General features: G+C 33.1%; 20 protein-coding genes. 6 read left to right on the forward strand and 14 right to left on the reverse strand.

Annotated elements, in window-relative coordinates; translation table 11 throughout:
- Positions 1-166: 166 nt before the first annotated feature.
- Positions 167-1,801, reverse strand: a complete 1,635-nt coding sequence (locus Q4Q34_RS07440; protein ID WP_303316630.1) for a S41 family peptidase — start codon at positions 1,799-1,801, stop codon at positions 167-169.
- Between the two features lie 16 nt (positions 1,802-1,817).
- The gene (rnpA, locus tag Q4Q34_RS07445) at positions 1,818-2,192 is read right to left on the reverse strand and encodes a ribonuclease P protein component (protein WP_303316631.1); all 375 of its coding nucleotides are present in this window, start codon (positions 2,190-2,192) and stop codon (positions 1,818-1,820) included.
- Between the two features lie 133 nt (positions 2,193-2,325).
- Between rnpA and Q4Q34_RS07450 the strand changes: the two genes are divergently transcribed.
- Both Q4Q34_RS07450 and Q4Q34_RS07455 read left to right on the forward strand, forming a co-directional pair.
- Positions 2,326-4,176: a CBS domain-containing protein gene (locus Q4Q34_RS07450; RefSeq protein ID WP_303316632.1), complete on the forward strand. Its 1,851-nt coding sequence runs from the start codon at positions 2,326-2,328 to the stop codon at positions 4,174-4,176.
- Between the two features lie 3 nt (positions 4,177-4,179).
- Complete coding sequence (locus Q4Q34_RS07455; RefSeq protein WP_303316633.1) at positions 4,180-5,370, forward strand: succinylglutamate desuccinylase/aspartoacylase family protein; 1,191 nt, start codon at positions 4,180-4,182, stop codon at positions 5,368-5,370.
- A 233-nt stretch (positions 5,371-5,603) separates the two neighbouring features.
- Here the strand turns inward: Q4Q34_RS07455 and Q4Q34_RS07460 are convergent, their stop codons facing one another.
- The 8 genes from Q4Q34_RS07460 to Q4Q34_RS07495 form a co-directional block, all read right to left on the reverse strand.
- Complete coding sequence (locus tag Q4Q34_RS07460) at positions 5,604-5,972, reverse strand: nuclear transport factor 2 family protein (RefSeq protein WP_303316634.1); 369 nt, start codon at positions 5,970-5,972, stop codon at positions 5,604-5,606.
- Between the two features lie 9 nt (positions 5,973-5,981).
- A complete protein-coding gene (locus Q4Q34_RS07465) occupies positions 5,982-6,725 on the reverse strand; it encodes an SDR family NAD(P)-dependent oxidoreductase (RefSeq protein WP_303316635.1) in 744 nt (247 codons plus the stop codon).
- A gap of 5 nt (positions 6,726-6,730) precedes the next feature.
- Positions 6,731-6,925: a tautomerase family protein gene (locus Q4Q34_RS07470; RefSeq protein ID WP_135878668.1), complete on the reverse strand. Its 195-nt coding sequence runs from the start codon at positions 6,923-6,925 to the stop codon at positions 6,731-6,733.
- A 115-nt stretch (positions 6,926-7,040) separates the two neighbouring features.
- On the reverse strand, positions 7,041-7,604 hold the full coding sequence (locus Q4Q34_RS07475; protein WP_303316636.1) for a Crp/Fnr family transcriptional regulator: 564 nt from the start codon (positions 7,602-7,604) through the stop codon (positions 7,041-7,043).
- A gap of 2 nt (positions 7,605-7,606) precedes the next feature.
- Positions 7,607-8,029: a DUF1330 domain-containing protein gene (locus Q4Q34_RS07480; RefSeq protein WP_303316637.1), complete on the reverse strand. Its 423-nt coding sequence runs from the start codon at positions 8,027-8,029 to the stop codon at positions 7,607-7,609.
- A 15-nt stretch (positions 8,030-8,044) separates the two neighbouring features.
- Positions 8,045-9,865: a M1 family metallopeptidase gene (locus Q4Q34_RS07485; RefSeq protein ID WP_303316638.1), complete on the reverse strand. Its 1,821-nt coding sequence runs from the start codon at positions 9,863-9,865 to the stop codon at positions 8,045-8,047.
- Between the two features lie 177 nt (positions 9,866-10,042).
- Positions 10,043-11,650: a S8 family peptidase gene (locus Q4Q34_RS07490; protein WP_303316639.1), complete on the reverse strand. Its 1,608-nt coding sequence runs from the start codon at positions 11,648-11,650 to the stop codon at positions 10,043-10,045.
- Positions 11,651-11,682: 32 nt separating this feature from the next.
- Positions 11,683-12,543 carry an MBL fold metallo-hydrolase gene (locus Q4Q34_RS07495; RefSeq protein ID WP_303316640.1) on the reverse strand — a complete coding sequence of 287 codons (861 nt, stop codon included), beginning with the start codon at positions 12,541-12,543 and terminating at the stop codon, positions 11,683-11,685.
- A 134-nt stretch (positions 12,544-12,677) separates the two neighbouring features.
- Here Q4Q34_RS07495 and Q4Q34_RS07500 point away from each other — a divergent pair, with 134 nt between their 5' ends.
- The 3 genes from Q4Q34_RS07500 to Q4Q34_RS07510 all read left to right on the forward strand — a co-directional run bounded on the left by Q4Q34_RS07500 (position 12,678) and on the right by Q4Q34_RS07510 (position 17,100).
- A complete protein-coding gene (locus Q4Q34_RS07500; protein WP_303316641.1) occupies positions 12,678-13,052 on the forward strand; it encodes a hypothetical protein in 375 nt (124 codons plus the stop codon).
- Positions 13,053-13,346: 294 nt separating this feature from the next.
- Positions 13,347-15,686 carry a TonB-dependent receptor gene (locus Q4Q34_RS07505; RefSeq protein ID WP_303316642.1) on the forward strand — a complete coding sequence of 780 codons (2,340 nt, stop codon included), beginning with the start codon at positions 13,347-13,349 and terminating at the stop codon, positions 15,684-15,686.
- A 148-nt stretch (positions 15,687-15,834) separates the two neighbouring features.
- Positions 15,835-17,100 carry a PepSY-associated TM helix domain-containing protein gene (locus Q4Q34_RS07510; RefSeq protein WP_303316643.1) on the forward strand — a complete coding sequence of 422 codons (1,266 nt, stop codon included), beginning with the start codon at positions 15,835-15,837 and terminating at the stop codon, positions 17,098-17,100.
- 258 nt (positions 17,101-17,358) lie between these two features.
- Here the strand turns inward: Q4Q34_RS07510 and Q4Q34_RS07515 are convergent, their stop codons facing one another.
- On the reverse strand, positions 17,359-17,691 hold the full coding sequence (locus tag Q4Q34_RS07515) for a hypothetical protein (RefSeq protein ID WP_303316644.1): 333 nt from the start codon (positions 17,689-17,691) through the stop codon (positions 17,359-17,361).
- A gap of 385 nt (positions 17,692-18,076) precedes the next feature.
- Between Q4Q34_RS07515 and Q4Q34_RS07520 the strand changes: the two genes are divergently transcribed.
- Positions 18,077-18,331: a helix-turn-helix domain-containing protein gene (locus Q4Q34_RS07520; protein ID WP_303316645.1), complete on the forward strand. Its 255-nt coding sequence runs from the start codon at positions 18,077-18,079 to the stop codon at positions 18,329-18,331.
- Between the two features lie 91 nt (positions 18,332-18,422).
- Here Q4Q34_RS07520 and Q4Q34_RS07525 read toward each other — a convergent pair whose 3' ends face one another.
- From Q4Q34_RS07525 to Q4Q34_RS07535, 3 genes are read right to left on the reverse strand one after another with little or no spacing between them, the layout of a single operon-like run.
- On the reverse strand, positions 18,423-18,794 hold the full coding sequence (locus tag Q4Q34_RS07525; protein WP_303316646.1) for a hypothetical protein: 372 nt from the start codon (positions 18,792-18,794) through the stop codon (positions 18,423-18,425).
- On the reverse strand, positions 18,772-20,274 hold the full coding sequence (locus Q4Q34_RS07530; RefSeq protein ID WP_303316647.1) for a PIN domain-containing protein: 1,503 nt from the start codon (positions 20,272-20,274) through the stop codon (positions 18,772-18,774). The genes Q4Q34_RS07525 and Q4Q34_RS07530 overlap by 23 nt, the downstream gene beginning before the upstream one ends.
- Positions 20,258-20,794 (reverse strand): ATP-binding protein, encoded by a 537-nt coding sequence (locus tag Q4Q34_RS07535; RefSeq protein ID WP_303316648.1) that lies wholly within the window; start codon positions 20,792-20,794, stop codon positions 20,258-20,260. Before Q4Q34_RS07535 ends, Q4Q34_RS07530 begins: the two co-directional genes overlap by 17 nt.
- Positions 20,795-21,256 lie beyond the last annotated feature (462 nt).

The raw sequence follows: 21,256 nt of genomic DNA on the forward strand, positions 1-21,256 counted from the left end.
CTTTTTGTTTTTAACCGAAAATGAGATAAAATTTGTTCAGATGTGGCATTTTTTGCAAGGCATAGCAGTGCTAAGCATAAAAAAAGCAACAACATATGGGCGAATTTTAGCCATTTTTTAGGAAATAGAAAAAGTCAAGATGAGTTCAAATAGAAATAAGTAAATATTACTTTAAGTAATTGAGATATGTAGACGTATTACTAAGTATTTCTGTCGCTTTTTTTATTCTAGGATCGTTTATTTTATAGTATTCATATAACCCTTCTCTGTAAACATATCTTTTTACTATATCTTCAGTTAATAATTCCAATAAATAATCTTTGTTCTCGTCTATAACACTGGTTTTGGTCAACTTTAAATTAGCAATTAAAGTATTAAAGTCCTTTTCAATATTATCGTTTAATTCTTCTTTGGTCGCAGCTTCAAAAGCTTTATAAAGCGCTTTTTCTGTATTTGTGTTAAAAGAAAACTTGTTAGTTTTTAAATAGTTTTTAAAATTTGAAAAGTCCGTATCCGAAAGCTTTAAACCATTAATGTCCGTTAAATTATTTTTATAATAGTAATCTGTACCATAGTTAAACACTAAGTCGCTATTTACTATGGCATTTGTGATGGCTGAATTTTTAGAAGCATTAAAAACAACATCTGGAAATACACCACCACCATCAAATACTTTACGGCCGTTTTTGGTTTTAAACTCGTTGTAGTTTTCTTGTTTTACACGAACTGCTTCCCCTTTTTCATTTCTATTCCAATAATCTAAAGACTGAATACACCTACCAGAAGGCGTATAATATCTTGAAATGGTTATTTTAACCTGCGTTCCATAAGTAAGTTGTTTAGGGCGTTGTACTAAACCTTTTCCAAAACTTCTGGCACCTACAATAACAGCACGATCTAAATCTTGTAAAGAGCCAGATACAATTTCACTTGCAGAAGCACTATTACCATCAATTAAAACGATTAAGGGTATTTCGGTATCAATAGGCTCACTTTGCGTATAATAGGTTTTATTATATTTTTTAACTTTAGATTTTGTGGTAACCACCAGTTGACCTTTTGGCACAAAAAGATTTACAATTTTAATAGCTTCATTAAGAAGTCCACCAGGGTTTCCTCTTAAATCCAAAATAATGTGTTCAGCTCCCTGAGCCTTTAAATCACGCAAAGCATAATTAGTTTCATAATGTGCTTTATTATTAAATCTACTTAAAACAATATAGCCCGTTTTATTGTTAACCATTGAAAAGTGTGGTACGGCCTTAATTTCTACTTCAGCCCTTTTTATAGTAGCCGTATGCGTTTTACCCTGGCGTTTATAGGTAACCTCTACAGATGTATCTGAAGCCCCCTTTAATAAATCGCCTGTATTTTCTTTATAAGTTTCAATAACAATATCGCCAACTTTAATAATTTCGTCACCCGCCTTTAAACCTGCCTTATCTGCCGGATAGTCTTTGTAGGGTTCTATAATAACCAATTTATCTTTAAATGTTTTAACTCTGGCTCCTATGCCCGTATAATCTCCCGTATTATTAATTCTGGCAGATTCAACATCTTGCTCGTTCATAAAATTGGTGTACGGATCTAAATCTGCTAACATACTCTTAATAGCAGTATCCATTAAATCACCAGGGTTTGTTTCATCAACATAATTCATGTTGAGCTCTTTAAAAAGCGTAGTAAAAATTTCTATTTGCTTGGCTATTTCAAAAAAATCATTTTTAAAAGCAGTTCCAGTAAAAAATATGGTAAAAGCCAGTATAGGTATTATGATTCTCTTTTTTAGTAAATTCTTCATAATGGAAGGGTATTATTTATTCTGAAACTTTGCTGGAAAATTTTTCAAACACATGTTTCATTTTAGACTCTATTTGGGTTAGGGTTGGTTTGTCTTTGCCAATGTACAAAATCATAAACGCATATTGTGTTGTAATGTTGTTAAAATACATGGTTTTGTTCAGCCTGTAAACTTCTCTTAATAGACGTTTTATGCGATTTCTATCAACGGCAGTTTTAAAATTTCGCTTACTTACAGAGACCCCTGTTTTGGCTATAATATCCTCATCAAAAATGGTTTTAAAATAAACTAAACGTAAAGGAAAAGCCGAAACAGATTGTCCTTCGCTAAACAATTGTTCAATAAGCTTTTTGCTTTTAAGTTTTTCTTTTTTAGGATATGACTTAGACATAAATAAAAATATGACTACAAAAATAACAATAACAATTAACACCTCACTAGCAATTGCCATGCATGATAAAAATCATATTTAAAATCGTTGAACTTCAGTAATTTAATAGTTTAAAAGATTAAACATTATAACAATGGGTGATTTAAATGTTACAAAGCTAAAGACTAAAAAAGATCGTGCTAATTATATCTATCATTTATTAAACGATATTAAAGCGCTTGATTTGATGATTGAAAAAAATCTTATTGAAGAAGGTGTTTTTAGAATAGGTGCCGAACAAGAGTTTTGTTTAGTTAACAATGAATTTTTACCGGAAAGCAAATCTTTAGAACTTTTAAAAGATATTGATGACGATCATTTTACAACAGAGATCAGTAATTATAATCTTGAGATAAACCTGGATGCTTTACCATTGGGTGATACTTGTTTTTCACAATTGCACAAGCAGTTAAAGGTGTTAATGGAAAAGGCAAAAAAAGCCGCGTCAAAAAGAGGCATTAAAATAATACTAACAGGTATTTTGCCATCGCTTTCTATCAATAATGCCAATGAACAGCATATGACTAATGTGGAACGCTATTCTGTTTTAAATGATGCTATTAAAGGGATTAGACAACAAAATTTTGATATTCATATTAAAGGATCAGACGAATTAAATTTATTGCACGATTCGGTTATGTTAGAAGGTTGCAATACCAGTTTTCAAATGCATTTACAATTAAACCCAAAGACTTTTGTAGATAATTATAACTGGGCACAAGCTATTTCCGGGCCTGTTTTAAGCGCATGTACCAATTCGCCATTACTGTTTGGAAAAGAACTTTGGAGTGAAACCCGAATAGCGCTATTTACACAAAGTATCGATACCAGGGCGAATTCTTATTTATTGAATGAAAAACAATCTCGGGTTAGCTTTGGTAACAAATGGCAAACGGGGTCTGTAACAGATATTTTTAAAGACAATATTTCCAGATTTAGGAGTTTTATCACCACCGATTTTATTAAAGATAGTGTAGATATGCTAAACAACAACGAGATGCCAGGGTTAAGAGCTTTGGGCTTACATAACGGTACTGTTTATCCGTGGAATCGGGTTTGCTATGGAAAAACAGATGGCAGACCAAACTTGAGAATAGAAAACAGATATATTCCTTCTGGACCAACGCTAACAGATGAAATTGCAAATATGGTATTTTGGGTGGGAGTTATGTTAGGGAAACCTAAAAAGTATAATAACATCCATAAGCAATGGGATTTTAAAGATGTAAAATCAAACTTTTTTAATGCAGCACGCTATGGCATGGCAGCCCAATTTTATTGGAACGGAAGGTATGTTGCCAGCTACAATTTAATATTGAATGAACTTCTACCTATGGCATATAGAGGGTTATATAGCGTTGGAGTGACACCAAAAGATGCAGAGTATTATTTAAGAGTTATTGAAAACAGAGTGCAGTCCTATAGTGGTTCAGAGTGGTTAGTTAGAAATTACAGGCGATTATTAAAAAATCATAAACGCTTTAAGGCTATGCAGATCTTAACCTCTAAAATGTATGAAAAGCAAGAGAAAGGATATCCGGTTTCTACTTGGGGCAAAGTACTAGAAAGTACACAGTTACCTATTAAATATCACCATATTGTAAAGCATATTATGAATTCTGATATTTTTTCTGTCGATAAAAAAGACAGTGTTGAATTGGTTTTAAATATTATGAAGTGGAAAAACATACACCACATGCCTGTTATAAATAACGACAGGGAATTGATTGGTTTAATAACCTGGACAGATGTTAACTCGTATCTAGAACAACCAAAACGACAAAACGATGCCGTTAATAAAATAATGAAAACGGATGTTGTTACAACTCACGAGTACATGCCCGTTAAAGTCGCAAAAGAACTCATGGAGAAAAATAATATAGGATGCCTTCCGGTAGTAAAACAAGACAAATTAGTAGGCTTAATCACAAGAAACGATTTTTAATTCATGGTTGATGTATACAGTAAAGCAAGAGATAACAATGTCATTGTAAACAGAATACTTGGTAAAGTTGAAGGATTAAAACCAGGACCAACTATGGTTTTTTTTGGTGGGATTCACGGTAATGAAACTTCAGGGGTTTTTGCTTTAAAAGAAACTTTAGAAGCTATTAACCCGTTACAAGCCGCAGGTACTATTTATGCTATTTTAGGTAATTTGAAAGCCCTTGAATTACATCAAAGATATCTTAAAGAAGATTTAAACCGACTCTGGACTAAAGAGCGTATAGAAGCTATTAAAAAGAAACCTATTTTAAACGATGATGAAGTAGAATTATTAGAACTTTTAAATATTTTAAATGCCATTTTAGAAACCGAGAAACCACCTTTTTATTTTATAGACCTGCACACAACTTCGAGCAAAACCTTGCCATTTATAACCATTAACGATGCATTGATAAACCGAAAGTTTTCCAAACAGTTTCCGGTGCCTATTGTACTAGGAATTGAAGAATATTTAAATGGGCCATTATTAAGTTATATAAACGAATTAGGTTATGTGTCTTTGGGTTTTGAATCCGGACAGCACGACGATTTAAGTTCGATTACAAACCATATCGCGTTTATTTATTTAGCTTTAGTGTTCTCTGGTATTTTAAAAGCAGATGATGTAACCAATTATTCAGACTATTATGAACAGTTAAAAACACAAGCAGCCCATGTTTCTGATGTTTTTGAAGTTATTTATCTTCATAAGATACAATCCCACGAAACCTTCACCATGATAAACGGGTTTAAAAGTTTTCAAGCCATTGATAAAGGCAAACCAGTAGCTGTGAGTAACGGTAGGCAATTAAAAGCAAAATATTATGGCCGTATTTTTATGCCTTTATATCAAACTAAAGGCGTAGAAGGTTTTTTTATTATAAAACGTATAAACCCTTTTTATTTAAAATTATCAACGCTTTTAAGACGTGTTAGGTTTGATAACTTATTAGTAGCCTTACCAGGTGTTTCCTGGTTAAAGAAAAGCGAAGGTGTTTTACAGGTAAATTTAAAAGTTGCCAGGTTTTTTGTTAAATCGTTTTTTCATTTGCTGGGGTACAGAAACAAACGATTTACAAGAACTCATTTAAGAATTTACAATCGTGAGCGTATTGCTAAAACAAGAATGTATAAAAAGGAACCTTGGTATTAGGATTTGGTTTTGGCGTGTTTAGAAGGAAAATCCAATGGTTAATCTAATAATATTTACTTATTGTTAAATATAGTTGTATATCCAAGGCTTGTATTATGCTTTTAAAAATACCAGCCTTAGAAGTGTTTTTAAAAGTTGAAAAAAAAGGTTACTGCGGCTCATTTTTTCAGATTTTATAAAGGTATTAAAAAAGCGTAAGCTTTATTGGCTTACGCTTAATTAGCTAAATTTATTTATCCCACATGAGTAAATATCTTATTTACGATTTTCCACTCATCTTTAATTTTAGTTAGAGATAAATAGTCATGGTAATTATAACCAAGCATAGGAACGTGTACTTTGGCCATGGCAATTTTACCCATAATATCAATACCTATAATTTTCATATTAAAAGGTTCGTTTAAATCATTTGGGCTTTGCCTGTTTTTAACACCTTCAAGATAGTCGTTTATACTTTTTAAGTAATCAACACCTTTAATATCCCCAAAGAGATACGTGTTTTCATGAAAGCAAGATTCCAGTTTGGTAACGTCTCCGTAATAAATGCCCTCAAAGTAATTGCTGATTAAATTTTCGATTGCTGTTAGATTTTCTTGATACATAATATGTTTTTAAATAGCATGTCCTGCCGTATGTCCGCCCGCTACATTAATAGTTTCTCCTGTTACAAAATTTGATGTTGCCAAATAATAAGCTGCTTCGGCTATGTCATTAGCCTCCCCTATTCTATTTAGTAAGTGTAGCCCAGCTAAACTGTCTGCATCTTCAATGCCTATTTTTCCTTGTAATGGGCTTCGTATAATTCCTGGCGCTATGGTATTAACTTTTATGTTGTTTTTTCCAAATTCGGCTGCCAATTGTCTTGTTAAAGCATGAACAGCACCTTTACTTGTTAGTGGTGCTGTTGCTGGAAATCCATCAATAGCATGTTCTACCAAAACAGTTCCTATGTTTATTATAGAACCATTTTGTTGTTTAATCATTTGTGGAATGACTGCTTGAGACGTAAAGTAAGTGCCTTTTAAGTTGACGTTCCAATAAAAGTCTAAATCTGTTTCTTTTACATCTAAAAAAGGCTTTGGAGAAAATACGCCCGCGTTATTGATTAGAACATCTACAGAGTTGAATTTTTCTAAAGCTAAAGTAACAAGCTTCTGCCCTGTTTCTTGTTTACTAATGTCTCCAGCTAAATAAGTTGCGTTTAAAGGAGAACCAAGTGCTTCATAAGCATTTTTTAAGTTGTCTTCGTTTGAAGAATTCATTACCACATTACTTTTTTTTGCTATAAAGTATTTTGCAATTTCTTTACCAATTCCGGAAGATGCGCCTGTAATAATTACTGTTTTGTTTTCCATGGTTTTTATTTTTTAGTTCCTAAATATTGTTTCCCATTTACACCCCAATTTTCGACGGGTACTTCGTCAATAACGACATGAGTTGTTTTTGGATTTTTGTTGAGTATATCAACGACTAGCTGTGTAGCACCTGCTATTAATTGACGTTTTTGTTCTTGTGTTACTTGCTCGTCAGTAACTTTAATGTTAATGTATGGCATAACCTTTTTATTAAATTAATTGTCATACAAAGGTGCATTGCTATGAGAATATTACGAAGGAGCTATGTCACTTCTTTAAAGTGATGTACATCACTTTTATGAAAAAAGACAAGTATTAGGAATTTAACCTGCTGAGTGTTTCTCTGGAAACGCCTAGATAAGCTGCAATCATTTTTTTAGGAACCCGCTGAAAAAGTTTTGGGTATTGTTCTAGAAGCAAATCATATTGCTCCTTAGTAGAGTTTTTTAACAATGATAAAATTCTGTTTTGAAGCGCAATTCGGCCCATTTTACTCTTTTTAGCCCAAAAGCGTTCCATTTTGTGCATTTGAGCCGTTAATTTATCTCTGTTTTCGAAAGAAATATACAGCAATTCACTGTCTTCAATACAATCGATAAACGTTTTGGATTCGGTTTGTTTTACAAAAGATTCGTAATCTGTAATCCACCAGTTTTCCATCCCAAATTGAAGGATGTGCTCTTTTCCGTTAGCATCAATAAAATAGCTTTTTAAGCAGCCTTTTATTATCCAGTATTCTTTATTAACAATCTCCCCTTCTTGAACAATATATTGATGTTTACGCTTCTTTATTTGTTTAAAATGACTCAAGACAAAATCGAATTCTTCATCAGTAAGACTGATTATTTCTTCAATATGTTGTCTAAGCGGATGTGCCATTTTTATGTTTCAAGTTGAGAAATAGGAAGCAATCTCGAATCTTCCAAGGAAGCCGTTCTATGACCTGCATATTTTAAATATGCTTCGTTTTGAGCAAATTCCATAAACTTAGATACAGATTCGTGTTCTACTAATATTACCATGTCCCATTTTTCATTAGCTGGTCCAATAACGAAGCTGTCACTTTCTCCATAGAAAAGAATACTACTTCCTGCTTTTTTTAAGAAAGGTAATGTATGTTTTATGTACAATTTATAAGCCTCTTCTCCCGAAATTTCTTTTTCAGGTTTTATCGTTTCTAATCCTGAATAGTCAGCGGTTTTTTTGAATTTCAATAAATTGAGCATAACAACTTTTCCTTTTTGATGGAATTTTTGGTAAAATTCTATACCTGCTTCTTGTGTTACATCAGTATATTTTTCCATTTTTACAGGTCCCCCTTACTTCTTATTATTCTTTTTATCCACATCTGCCATCATTCCTTTCGGATCAATTTCAACACTTTTAACGGCTTTTGAAGTTTCAAAAGTATACGTTGGGAATGCCCAAGCCCAATCTGCTTTTAAAGTCGCTGAGGTTGGCTTTTCGCCACGCATCATTTGTAATGGGATATAAAAATCTTCGGTAGTACCGTCTGTATAAGTTACAGTGACATCAATAGGCATAGGCATCAAACCGATACGCTCTAAAGTGATGTTTTTTTCTTCTATATTTTTTACACCGTAATCTATGGTATTGGTGGTTTGCGCAAAATCCATTAAATACCAATCTAATTCTAAGCCAGATACTTTTTCGGCAGAACGTATAATACTGTTTGGTGTTGGATGCTTAAAAGCAAAGTCACTAAAATATTTTTTTATGGTTTTCTTTAAATTGTCCTCGCCAATAATATAACCCAGTTGTGCCAAGAACACAGCTCCTTTGCTGTATGCAGAAATACCATATGCCTGATTAAAATGATAACGATCTGCATGTGTAGTAAGCGGTTGTTCTTTTCCAGATGTCGCTAAATAGATGTAATTCCCATAAGAACCAGCAAGCGGGTTCTTTTTATTACGATTCATAACATCATTTTCGGCTAGCTCACTAATATAAGTAGTAAAACCTTCATCCATCCATTCATGTTTTGCTTCATTGGTAGCTAATAAAAACTGAAACCAGGTATGTGCCATTTCGTGTGCCGTAACACCAACTAAACTTCCATAACTACGATTTCCTGTTATTAAAGTACACATAGCATATTCCATACCACCATCACCGCCCTGTATAACGGAATATTGCTTGTATGGGTACTTGCCAATATGTTTGCTGAAATACTGCATAAGCTCCACGGTTTTTGGCTGTAATTTTTTCCAACCATTCTTTTTTTCAGCATCTAAAGTGCTTTTATAGTAGAAATGTAATAATGGCCCATCTGGAACTTGTAATGTATCGTGAATATAATCTGGATCTGCAGCCCAAGTAAAGTCGTGTACTTTTGGTGCTTTATAATGCCATGTTATTTTACCGTTTTTAGCTGTCGCTTCTGGATTTTGTAGGTAACCTGTACCACCAACTACATAGTTTTCATCAATGCTTAACTTCACATCAAAGTCTCCCCAAACCCCGTGAAACTCACGACCAATATAGGGATCGGCATGCCATCCTTCAAAATCATATTCAGCTAATTTTGGGTACCATTGTGTCATAGATAATGCAACACCTTCTTTGCTGTTTCTTCCAGAACGACGTATTTGAACAGGGACTTGTGCATCAAAAACCATATTAAACGTTACGCTTTCTCCCGGTTGTATTGGTTTTGCAAGATCAACTTCTAAAACAGTTCCTACCGTTTCATGCTTTAAAGCCGTGCCGTTTTGTTTTAATGAATGGACTTTTATATAGCCTATTTCATTAGGTTTTAGTTTGCTAATTCTGTCTCCAACTCTCGAATCTGGATCTGCAATGGTACGAGAACGTACATCCATTTCACTGCCTGGTTGAAAAGCATTAAAATATAAATGGTAGTAAACCCGATTTAAGACATCGGGTGAATTATTAGTATACACCAAGGTTTGATTTCCTTTGTATTGATAGGTATTTACATTCATATCAATTTCCATTTTGTAATCTACATGTTGTTGCCAATATGTATTTGATACTTGCGAGGACTGAGTTTGCGAAGTCGTTACAGTAGATGCTTTTTGTGTTGTTGTACTTTTTGAACTAGTACAGGAAATAAAAACACTTAAGCTTAAAATAGAAATAAGGAATCGTTTCATAGTGTAAAATTAAGGGTTAAAAAGAGGCTGTTTAGAAAAATATTAGTGACTAAACGTTGTCTCATCGAGCGCAGTCGAGATGTCCTAACAGTAAAGACATTTAAAAGTTCTCGACTGCGCTCGAACGGACACCAAATGTTTTCTAAACAGCCTCTTTTTTATTCATTTAAATTAATATTATTTAGACATTTTAGATGCCATAATTAATGCGTTATATGCATTAACCATTTTAGATGATTTTGATATATCAGCAAAAGGTCTTACATCTTCAGTATTTCCACCAACAACCACTTTTGTTTTTACAGCTAAACCAGAATCCATAAGTATTTGCTTTACTTGGGCAGCACTTAATTTTGGATAATAAGAACGAATTAATGCAGCAACACCAGCAACAGCTGGAGCAGCCATAGAAGTTCCTCCTTTAGTATCGTATTCGTTTTCTGGTGTTGTAGAATATACTTTAGCTCCAGGAGCAAAAACATCTACGTTTTGTTTTCCGTAGTTAGAAAAACCAGCAACTAATCCAGAACCATATTTTGGAGCTAAAGCACCAACTCTAATATAAGTATCTGAAACTTCTTGACCATTTACATTATCGTCAGGGAAATTAGGTTCTGTATCAACGTCTTTACTATCATTTCCTGCTGCGTGTACAAAAAGGACATCTTTTTTCCCTGCATAAGCTATAGCGTCACGTACCCAGTCACTATGCGGTGAGTAGCTTTTACCAAAACTTCCGTTTATAATTTGTGCACCATTATCTACAGCATACCTAATAGCCAGAGCAACATCTTTATCATATTCATCTCCGTTTGGTACCGTTCTTATACTCATAATAGCCACATTATTTGCCACGCCATTGGCGCCTTTACCGTTATTGCGTTCTGCAGCAATAATACCCGCTACGTGTGTACCATGACTTTCACTTTTCTTAACTGGCTTTACATTGCCATTACCATAAGATGTGGTCGATAAATCGTTTGGATCGTCACCGGTAACACGTCCTTTAAATGTTTTATTTAAGTTATAGTTTAATCTGTCGTTAATACTTTCCAGACCATTTGAGATTTCTTTTTTAGCATCTGCCAAAGAATCCATACCATTACTAAACATGTATTGGGCTACTTGTACAGCTTGTTTAAGAGTATCATCGTCTGTTTTAATAGCATTAACATCTTCTTTAGTGTAGTCTTTTTTCCCAAAGTGTTTTGTTAGGGCATCATCCGCAGATTTTATTTGTTGGAAAATCTGTTCGTAGTTTCCTTTATAGCCTGCGTATTTTTGATATTCTTTATCGTACTCAGATAGTGCTCTGCTATAATCCGGATTGCTTGTGTCGCCAGCTGCCAAAATTCTAACAAACTCTAATTGTTCATCATATCCATCACCTAAAAAGTTCCATCCATGTATATCATCTACGTAACCATTACCATCATCATCTTTTCCATTGTTAGGCTTCTCTTTTGTATTTGTCCATAACACATCGTCCAAATCTTCATGGTCAATATCAATTCCAGAATCTATAACAGCTACAATAACTTTTTTACCTTTTTTGTTTTTAATAATTTCAGCATAAGCTTTATCAACACTCATTCCGGGAATGGTATCCTTTACCAAATCTAAATGCCCCCAATTGTGTTTTTCTGCTTCAGTTAATTCTGAAACTTTTAATGGTGTATTATCAATATTTTCAACAGGTGTTGCCAGTATTTCTGCTGTTCCACCGCATCCTGAGATTAGTATAGCTGCAAAAGCAGAAGCTGTTATTGTCTTAAGTGTTCTCATACTATAGTCTTAAATTTTAGTCTTAAATTATTTTAATTAAATATTTCCTGGGTTGTATGTATGTTTTTAAGTCGAATACCTTTTTCGGTCTTTTCTACGGTAATAATTTCATTATGAGCATCGTGCTCTAAAAACAAGTAATAATTATTATCGGCCGCGATGTTAAGGAATTTTTCTTTTTCATTAAGTGATAATAAGGGTCTGGTATCGTAGCCCATAATATAGGGAAGAGGTAAGTGCCCAACAGTAGGTAATAAATCTGCCATAAAAGCAATGGTTTTATCTTTATATTTAATAAGTGGAATCATTTGTTTATCGGTATGACCGTTAGCAAAAAAGATATCGAAACCGAGTTCTGAATTTTTAAGTAAATCGTCTTGTGGAAGCGATGCGAATTTTAATTGTCCGCTTTCTTCTATAGGGATAATATTTTCTTTTAAAAAAGATGCTTTTTCACGTCTATTGGGTTGAGTAGCCCACAGCCAATGATCTTTATTACTCCAAAAGTGTGCATTTTTAAAGGCAGGTTCGTAACCTGTTTTATCTTTATTCCATTGAATACTCCCTCCGCAATGATCAAAATGTAAATGTGTTAAAAAAACATCGGTAATATCGTCCTGATGAAACCCATGAGCCTTAAGGGAGCCTTCTAAAGTATGATTTCCCCAAAGATGATAGTAACCAAAAAACTTTTCAGATTGTTTATTACCCATACCATTATCTATTAATATGAGTCTGTTACCGTCCTCAATAAGCAAACAACGTGTTGTAAGCTCAATCATATTATTAGCATCGGCAGGGTTCGTTTTTTGCCATAATGGCTTGGGTACCACGCCAAACATAGCGCCACCATCAAGTTTTAGGTTACCCGCATTTATGGGAAATAAATTCATAGATGGTAAAATTAAACAAATCGCAATAAAAAGACTTGTTTGTTAAGGATTTATTAAGAAAAATTCCATAAATAATTTATTGAATGAAAAAGTTTTGTGGTAATTTTGCATGCTACATCTAATTAGTATATTAATTGAAACTATATCCGTTTATTTTATTTTTTGCTTTCGCCTTAAGGCCTGCATATAATATTGGGTATGTAGCATATTTTCAATTAAACATAGATTATATTATTGAAACCTATTGTGTTAATAAGGAAAAACCAGAGTTACAATGTAATGGTAAATGCCATTTAGCAAATCAATTAGCTGTAAATTCAATTGATGACACAGAAGATCCATCCTTTTTAGACTCCATATTCGAAGCGTTTATTCCTGTTTATTTTCATAAAAACACATCTCATTTTTCTGTAGCACAGTTCTTTATTTCGTTTAAAAATAATTGGAGCTACCACAATACGTTTACTACTATAGTTAAAGATATTTTAATTCCGCCGCCTCAGGTGTAATACTTCTTTTTTAGACTTTTTATAATTTATATCTGGTTTAATCAGGTATGGCTCAACATCATTATTTAAAGATTAAATAAATGTCTGTCTGAGCGCAGTCGAAGACATTAAGCCTATGTTTTAATAGCATTTCTACTGTGCTCAATGTGACACAGAATATACCTATTTAAATTAATGACATTGAGATATAGTAAGTCTATTCAATAAATTAAATGTTATTAGATATAATTCGTATGGTTTTATTAATCATGTGTTGGTTATATCCAATATTTAAAATATTAATTAAAGCTACAAATGAAAAACATATTAGTGCTTGCAACTTTATTTGCAAGTTTGTGCGTGTATGCGCAAAACAAATACAACGGAAAAGTTGTAGATGTTAATAATCAGCCATTGGCACAAGCCACCATCCAGTCTCAAATTAATTTGCAAAATGCGGTTGTTTCAAGTGGTAATGGCGAATTTTCAATTTCCTTAGAAGCCAATACTCCTGTTATTGTAAAATTTATAGGTTATAAAACAGTAACCAAAACATTATCAAAAGGAGATAACATCATTGTTCTTGTTTATGATGATGAGACTTTGGAAGAAGTTGTTATTTCTGCCAGTAGAGAAACTCAAAAACGAAGAGAAGTCCCGGCTTCTATTTCGGTAATATCATCTAAATATATTTCAGAAACTAAGGCGCTGGGAATAGATCAATTAGTAAATGATGTTCCAGGAGTTTTAATGTCTACGTCCAGATCAGCCAGTAACGAGCAACATTTTATGTCTGTGCGTTCTCCAATATCTACAAAATCGTTGTTTTTATATGTTGAGGACGGATTACCAATTCGTCCAACAGCCGTTTTTAATCACAATGCACTTTTAGAAATGAATGATGTGGCTTTTGATCGTTTAGAAGTTTTAAAAGGTCCTGCATCCAGTATTTATGGAAGTGAAGCCATTGGAGGGAGTTTTAACTTTATTACTAAAAACCCAACTAGGGATTTTTCAGGACATGCCGGATTTCAAATTAACGATATGGGTTTAACGCGCTATGAATTAGAGTTGTCTAAGTACGCTGGCAAAAATGTTGGTTTTTATGTTGGTGCACAGTCTACAAAGCGTAAAGATGGCCATGTAGAGCATAGTGATTATGAAAAATTTGCGTTGACATTTAAAAATGTAAACCATCTGTCATCAAGGTTAAACTGGACTAATGTATTCGATATTATTGATTACCGATCAGACATGGCAGGATCTATAAGCGAAGCCGATTATTCTGGAGGTAATTATGAAAGCGATCAAACTTTTACCAAACGAGAAGCTTTTTCTTTTAGGTTTAGAAGTACCTTAGATAAAATCTGGAATGCTAATAATAAAACGGCTTTCAACTTTGTTTTTAGAAAAAATGAGATGGGGCAAACGCCATCGTACCGGATTAGACAGTTTAGAAATAGCGGACAGTTAACAGGTTTTGGAAGTGGAGAAGTTAATGAAAATTCATTTTCAAGTTATGTTGGTTTGGTGCAACATAAAGTAGATTTCGATTTTGCAAATTCTTCCTTAATTGTAGGGTCTTCGATAGACTATTCTCCACAAGAATATGTAGCCGAAACAATTTCAGTAAGGGTTGATACGGCTACAGGTCAAAATACAGGCTACACATTAAATTCTGGTGATTATATTCTTAATTATGATGCCAGTATTTTAAATTATGCGGGCTATTTTCAATATGAAATTAACCCAGCCGAAAAATTGAAACTAACAGCATCTTTACGGTATGATGGTTTTGAGTATGACTATAATAATTTAGTTGATGGCGTTGCTGGACCTAAAGATTCTAAAAACACATACAGCAATGTATCTCCAAAATTAGGAGCAAATTATAATCTGTCTGAAAAATTAGGACTGTATGCTAATTATTCAAACGGGTTTACGCCACCGCAAACGTCTACCCTATACCGTAACAGTTTTGTTGGTGTTGGTGGCGATGTATTTGATTTAAAACCGAGCAGTTACGATAACTTTGAGCTAGGAACTTATATTAGGCCATCAAAGACCTTAAAGGCAGACATGGCTTTATATCTTTTAGAAGGCAAGAATACGCTTATTACTTTACGTGATGAAAATGATGAGTTTTTTAATGCCAATGCAGGTAAAACACGTTCGTTTGGTATTGAATATGGTATTAAATACAATCCCATTGAAGGATTAACCATTAGCCATAACGGAAGCTTTGCAAAGCATGAATACATTGATTTCTTTGATAGAGGTGTCGATTATTCAGATACCGATAGAGAAACAGCACCACAGCTTTTAGGAACTTCTAAAATTACTTTTAAACCACAGGCAGTAAAAGGGCTTTTATTAAGTGTTACTCATGAGATGGTTGGTAAGTATAACACCAGTTTTGAAAATCAAGTTGATAATGGCGATGGTACTTTTGATACTGCTGTTTACGATGGTCATCATGTGTTTAATACTTTGATGTCTTATAACACAAAACATTTTGAAGTTTGGGCACATATGCTAAATATCTTTGATGAGCTGTATGCTGCCAGAGCAAGTTACAATAGATTTAGAAGTGAAAACAGCTATACCATTGGTAACCCAAGAGCTTTTCATTTTGGAGTAAATTATAAATTTTAATATTGAGAGGATGTTTAATGTGTGTCATTGCGAAGGAGGTACGACTGCGGCAATCTGCTTGTTGTTAAACAGGTTGCCTCTTTAAAGAGATTCTTCGCTTCGCTCTGAATGACATCCATTAAACACCCTCTTTTAACCCTTTTAAACCATGTTTAAAAAAGATAATAAATTAAATCAATGGCTTTGGAAATGGCACTTTATTGCAGGCATTATTTCTTTACCGTTTGTGATTCTTTTAGCCGTTACAGGGGGTATCTATTTGTTTAAAGATACTTATGAAGCTCCAAAGCAAGCACATATAAAGGTTGTTGAGGTTGAAGGCAAAGCCATGTCATATCAAGAGCAATGGCAATTGGCAAAACCATCATTACACAAAGCGCCTAATACGATGGTGATTCCTACGGAAGCTAATCAGGCGACAGCATTTACTTCGGGAATGTTTAGCCATAAAAACAGTGTGTATGTAAATCCATATAAAGGTGAAGTTACCGGACATATTAGTCCTAAGGATTCCAATATGCATACCGTTAGAAAGTTACATGGTGAATTGCTGTTGGGTAAGTTTGGTACAAAAATCGTAGAACTTATTGCCAGCTGGCTTTTTGTATTAATCATTACAGGTATTTATGTGTTTTGGCCTAGTAAAAAGGAAGGTATTAAAGGCTTTTTTAGAGTGCGTTTTAAACAAGGAAAACGCATCCTTTTTAGAGACTTGCATGCCGTGTTTGGGTTTTGGATTTCTGTTTTGTTACTCATGACCTTAGCTGGAGGCATGCCCTGGACAGACGTTTTTGGAGATAGTTTTAAATGGGTGCAAGGGGTTACCAACACTGGGTTTCCTAAAACCTGGGATGCCAGAGGTTTAAAATCGAATGTGGATGGTAACGCTATTTCTTTAGATGAGATGGTAACGCTTGCAAAAGCTATAGATTTAAAAGGTGAAGTTAGTATTGGGCTTCCAAAAGATGAAAACGGCGTGTACAGTATTTTCAATACAACATTCGATTTGGGAGCGCAGAAACGTTTTCATTTCGACCAATATTCGGGAAAACAATTAGCAAATCATAATTGGGAAGATGTTGGTATTTTAATGCGAGGCCGTATGTGGTTTATGGCCTTTCATCAAGGGCAATTTGGCACCTGGAATTGGATTTTAATGATAGCTGTTGCCATATTATTAGCTTTTATAGCCATGGCAGCATTAATATCTTATTTAAAGCGTAAACCAGCTAAAAAATGGGGAACACCCAAAGTACCTGCACAGTTTAAAGTGGGTTATGGCGTTATGGCTTTAATTGTTTTACTTGGTATTGTATTTCCGTTGTTTGGAATAAGTGTATTGGTTATAGCTTTTGTGGAGTATTTTAGGAATAGGAACAAGAAAAAAACAAGTACAGGTTTAGATATAAAATGAAGAGGTCTAAAGTTTAGTGTCATTGCGAAGGAGGCACGACTGTGGCAATCTGTTTAATTTTACGTTTAAATTTAAAAGATTCCCACATTTCGATTACGCCCAGTGCAGGTAGATAAACTCCTCAGAACAACTGAAGAATCTAACATTGTTTATTATTATGAGATTCTTCGCTATAGCCTGTACTGAGCGCAGTCGAAGTACTCTTAATGACACTTAAAAAAGAGCCAAAAACATTTTAATTCGAAATGTAATTTGGCTCTAGCTATCAACACCTAGTACTTTATTGGCCTTAACGCATTGGTCAATGTTTTCAATAATCATAATTTCTGTAATCAATTCCCTGTTGTTATAATATGTTTGTGGAAGCTTCTCAAAGAACGCATCGAAATACTTTTTCTCTAAAATATCGATTTCTATATCGTGGTTTTTACACAGGTACATGATAGTGATAATCTTTAGCCCCGTTATACAATGTTTTACGACGCCATCTGCTAACCCAGAGCTGTTCAGCAACGAAATAAGCGTAACTATAACGGCATAGGGCGGCATTGCAAAAGTATCTGGCAATAAATCGGCTACTGTTTTTTCCATAGCAATACATGTTACTTTTTAATTGGTTAGTAAAATTTAAAGTTTAGTTGCCTAAAACATGAGGTAAATACCTCACTATAGCCTATAATGTATGGAAACAAAAAAGGCGTGGAACTCAACTTAACGGAAAGAGGTACTGGTATACCCTGCAAACGATAAGAGAGCCCACGCCTAGGTCGTGAGCCAATCTACTTATCACCTCGTTTGCAAAAAAATTACCAGTTTTCTTTCCGAGATTCTAAGCAATTGCTTCAATATTTTAAAAGAAGAATTGCAAAATTATTAATTCTGGGTCTAATATAATAAAAACTTATTAATCGCTGTCTTTAAAGACAGCGATTTTTTTTCAAGAATAAGTCATATTCAAAGACATAATAATAAGAATATGAACAAAAAATATAAAGAAGAAGTTTTAGTCTTATTTGGAAGACGTGTTGCCGAACTAAGATTAGACAAGAAATTAAGCCTTAGAGAGTTAGCGAAAGAATGTGATTTGGATAACAGTAAAATAAATAAAATTGAGAAAGGTAAAATTAATGTTCAGTTTTATACAGTTTTAGAGCTTGCAGGAGCATTGAAAGTACATCCTAAGGAATTATTTGATTTCGAACACGAATGGAAAGAGGAAGCTTTTATGTGATTATACGTTAAAAGTATTTTTCTATAAAATGCTTTTTTTTCCAATATAGAGCCAATACTTGTTTTTTTCTTACTCTTGCCCCGAAGATTATTTACCGCAAGTAAGCAAAAGACTGTGGTGGATTCAACCCGAAATTTTGCTTTATGCATAATTCAGTTTTATATTTTTTTGGATTTTTAACTTCAATTGCATATCCATTTTCTTTACCATTGAAATACTGCATATAATAATCTTCAGTAATACCAGAAAATTTAGAAGTTTGATTCCATAATGATTCTAATTCTTCGTGAAAAATTCTATCAATTTCAAATTCGCCTATTACTTTACTTATTGGTGCGGATGCATAAACAACTACTTTTTTAACCTTTTTATTTTTAAATAAGGTTCTTCGAAATTCAAACTTCTTAGTTCCATTAAATATCTTGTTTGCAAATTCTGGTTTAATCGATAATATAACTTTCATTAGCTCTTGCTTCTTTTAATATTTGTTCAAACTTTGCATCACTTATTGATTCGAAACCTCGTGGTGCGTTTTGTATAATGTTTAAATCCCTCAATTTCTTTAAGTTAACTTTTGGCATAGGGAATGAGTCAATGTATAAAAAATTTACGATAAACGGTCTATTATTTTTATTCCAATTCCAATATTTTTTTAGTTCTGTATTATCGAAGACACTTCTTTTACGACAGAGTTCTATAAAGTGGTTTTCATCTTGAATATTAGTTACTATATTCTCTACGACTCCAATAGTTGAGACAACACCAGCGTAATGTCCTCCTGTTCTATAAAAAAGCACTAAATCTCCACTGTTTAAATTTCTGTTGTAAGAACGTGATATGTAAACCTTTTTAATTGCATTTCTATAAGGTTCATTTTCGGTAAAATCCTGTGGTGATTCATTATTTAGAATTGAATCAGGAAATAGTTCAGTATGATATTCAGGGTAAATTGGAACAATCCATTTAAGCGTATTTTTGGATACAGCAGGAAAGGATAATTTGGGTTGTTGAAGATTTGGTGTTGGTTTACATTCTCTAACAAAAACTTGTTCAATACCATTTTCTGTTGTTTTAGCTCCCCAATGTTTAAATCCCCAATCTTCGAGTAGATAAATAAGTCTTAATTGTTCATCCCTTTTATCAAATATTGTTACATAAATTTCTTCTACATCATATTGTAGAGCATTGTCAAATATTACTTTTAGAAATCTTTCACCTAATTTATATCCTGTAGAAATTACCTTAAAAGTTCCAATTTTAAGTCTTTTCTTTTGGGGAAATGAAGGTTCAATGTCATTGTAAATTTCATTTATATCTTCTTGTTTTAAATATAAAAACGCTTTTACGTCTCCATCTGTTACACAGACATAAGAAATGTTGTCAGCTTTTCTATTAAACCAATCTTCAAATTCGTTGTAGTCCTGTTTGAAGGAATCAAAAAAGACATCATTAATATTGATGTTCCCAAAGTATTCTTTCTTAACTGCTAATACTTGATAATTTTTTAATTCAGGATTTTCGGCTATACATTTTTCTAAGAAAGTATCGATTTTGAAAACTTTCTCTGAACAATTCAAGAAGTTAGCTTTTCTATGAATCCCTCTGTCTTCGGTTATTAAATAGTCAACACGATTATTGTAGACTTCTTTTACAATATTTGTATCTATAAAATCGTTTCGTGAATTGTCCGTTTGTCGAATTTGAGTTATTAATTGGTCATCGGCTGATTCAGTTTTTAATAGATTGTAGTTAGCAATCTTTATTTTCATTGTCTTAACCACATTCTCGTCTTGATGACAAGAAATTTCTTCAATCGAAAGTGGATGAACGCATTTATCGAATTTTAATCTATCAAGCCAGTTGAAAAGTAGTCCAATATCTTCGTTTATAACACGATTTGCTTCACGATGAATGATTATGTTAGTGTCAATTAGTATTCTCATAATTTTTTAAATATTCAAATATTGAACTTGTGTCTCCGTCAATAACTGTAATCAAAGGGATATCTAATTTCTTTGAAATATAGTTAGCGTGTTCAACTTCCATTTTTTGCATTTTTTTGAGAACACTTAATTTGTATATAGAATTATCTCTTTGTTTTAATCTTTCAAAGATTATTTTAGGCTCGCAGGTCAATATTATAATTGATTCTGGTTGAATCCCAAAGAAAGTAGATTCATCGATTTTTTCGGGTTCGTCATTTGAGTTTAATAAAGTAAAATGCCCGTCAAGTAAATACTGTTTATTCGGTTCAATTATTCTATTTAGGTTGTTTAATAATCTATTTTGAGTCGTAGTGAAATTTTGAACTTTTTTATTTTTCGAATCACTTATCTCATTCCATTTGAGAACTTGACTTGCTGACAAGTGTTCAAAATTGAATTTTTGTACTAATTCTTTACAAATAGTTCCTTTTCCAACTGCGTGAATTCCTCCGACAAATATTATTTTCCCATTATTCATAGCGTTGGTTTAGTATATTGGACAGCAATAGTATAAATGCTCTTCTTTATGGCGTTTATTTTTTCTTGTACCTGTCTAAATATAAGAAGTTCATTTAACTTATTGAAAGAATTACCTCATGATTAATTCCGCTCCCGCCAGTTTGCAACTGGTGGCGAGAAACAGATAATTATCTTATTTATTTTTTCTTACTCTTAATATCAGTCAATGTTGGTATATGATTAATACAACTAAAAATATAAAAGGGGTGGTACTTTCATTTAACGACAGTTTACAACAGGTTGCATAAAACAATAACCATTATTTTACTCTTATCTCCACAAGTTAAAAACTTGCGGTAGCAAACATATTATTCCCTGGCGGGAACAAATTTCTATCAAAAAAAGCAATCTTAATTACGGATTTCTGTAATGGCAGCTAATAATTGTATAAAACTTCTTTTATTATGTTTTTTATTGGTTT

This window comes from Flavivirga abyssicola, from assembly GCF_030540775.2.
Lineage (GTDB): Bacteria > Bacteroidota > Bacteroidia > Flavobacteriales > Flavobacteriaceae > Flavivirga > Flavivirga abyssicola.

Excerpts from the sequence above, each read along its gene's own strand:
- Q4Q34_RS07450 (WP_303316632.1), top strand. The coding sequence starts at position 2,326 with ATGGGTGATTTAAATGTTACAAAGCTAAAGACTAAAAAAGATCGTGCT.
- Q4Q34_RS07530 (WP_303316647.1), bottom strand. The coding sequence starts at position 20,274 with ATGAGAATACTAATTGACACTAACATAATCATTCATCGTGAAGCAAAT.
- Q4Q34_RS07465 (WP_303316635.1), bottom strand. The coding sequence starts at position 6,725 with ATGGAAAACAAAACAGTAATTATTACAGGCGCATCTTCCGGAATTGGT.
- Q4Q34_RS07455 (WP_303316633.1), top strand. The coding sequence starts at position 4,180 with ATGGTTGATGTATACAGTAAAGCAAGAGATAACAATGTCATTGTAAAC.
- Q4Q34_RS07495 (WP_303316640.1), bottom strand. The coding sequence starts at position 12,543 with ATGAATTTATTTCCCATAAATGCGGGTAACCTAAAACTTGATGGTGGC.
- Q4Q34_RS07510 (WP_303316643.1), top strand. The coding sequence starts at position 15,835 with ATGTTTAAAAAAGATAATAAATTAAATCAATGGCTTTGGAAATGGCAC.
- Q4Q34_RS07525 (WP_303316646.1), bottom strand. The coding sequence starts at position 18,794 with ATGAAAGTTATATTATCGATTAAACCAGAATTTGCAAACAAGATATTT.
- Q4Q34_RS07505 (WP_303316642.1), top strand. The coding sequence starts at position 13,347 with ATGAAAAACATATTAGTGCTTGCAACTTTATTTGCAAGTTTGTGCGTG.
- Q4Q34_RS07460 (WP_303316634.1), bottom strand. The coding sequence starts at position 5,972 with ATGTATCAAGAAAATCTAACAGCAATCGAAAATTTAATCAGCAATTAC.
- Q4Q34_RS07480 (WP_303316637.1), bottom strand. The coding sequence starts at position 8,029 with ATGGAAAAATATACTGATGTAACACAAGAAGCAGGTATAGAATTTTAC.
- Q4Q34_RS07475 (WP_303316636.1), bottom strand. The coding sequence starts at position 7,604 with ATGGCACATCCGCTTAGACAACATATTGAAGAAATAATCAGTCTTACT.
- Q4Q34_RS07490 (WP_303316639.1), bottom strand. The coding sequence starts at position 11,650 with ATGAGAACACTTAAGACAATAACAGCTTCTGCTTTTGCAGCTATACTA.
- Q4Q34_RS07515 (WP_303316644.1), bottom strand. The coding sequence starts at position 17,691 with ATGGAAAAAACAGTAGCCGATTTATTGCCAGATACTTTTGCAATGCCG.
- Q4Q34_RS07470 (WP_135878668.1), bottom strand. The coding sequence starts at position 6,925 with ATGCCATACATTAACATTAAAGTTACTGACGAGCAAGTAACACAAGAA.
- Q4Q34_RS07535 (WP_303316648.1), bottom strand. The coding sequence starts at position 20,794 with ATGAATAATGGGAAAATAATATTTGTCGGAGGAATTCACGCAGTTGGA.
- Q4Q34_RS07520 (WP_303316645.1), top strand. The coding sequence starts at position 18,077 with ATGAACAAAAAATATAAAGAAGAAGTTTTAGTCTTATTTGGAAGACGT.
- rnpA (WP_303316631.1), bottom strand. The coding sequence starts at position 2,192 with ATGTCTAAGTCATATCCTAAAAAAGAAAAACTTAAAAGCAAAAAGCTT.
- Q4Q34_RS07440 (WP_303316630.1), bottom strand. The coding sequence starts at position 1,801 with ATGAAGAATTTACTAAAAAAGAGAATCATAATACCTATACTGGCTTTT.
- Q4Q34_RS07485 (WP_303316638.1), bottom strand. The coding sequence starts at position 9,865 with ATGAAACGATTCCTTATTTCTATTTTAAGCTTAAGTGTTTTTATTTCC.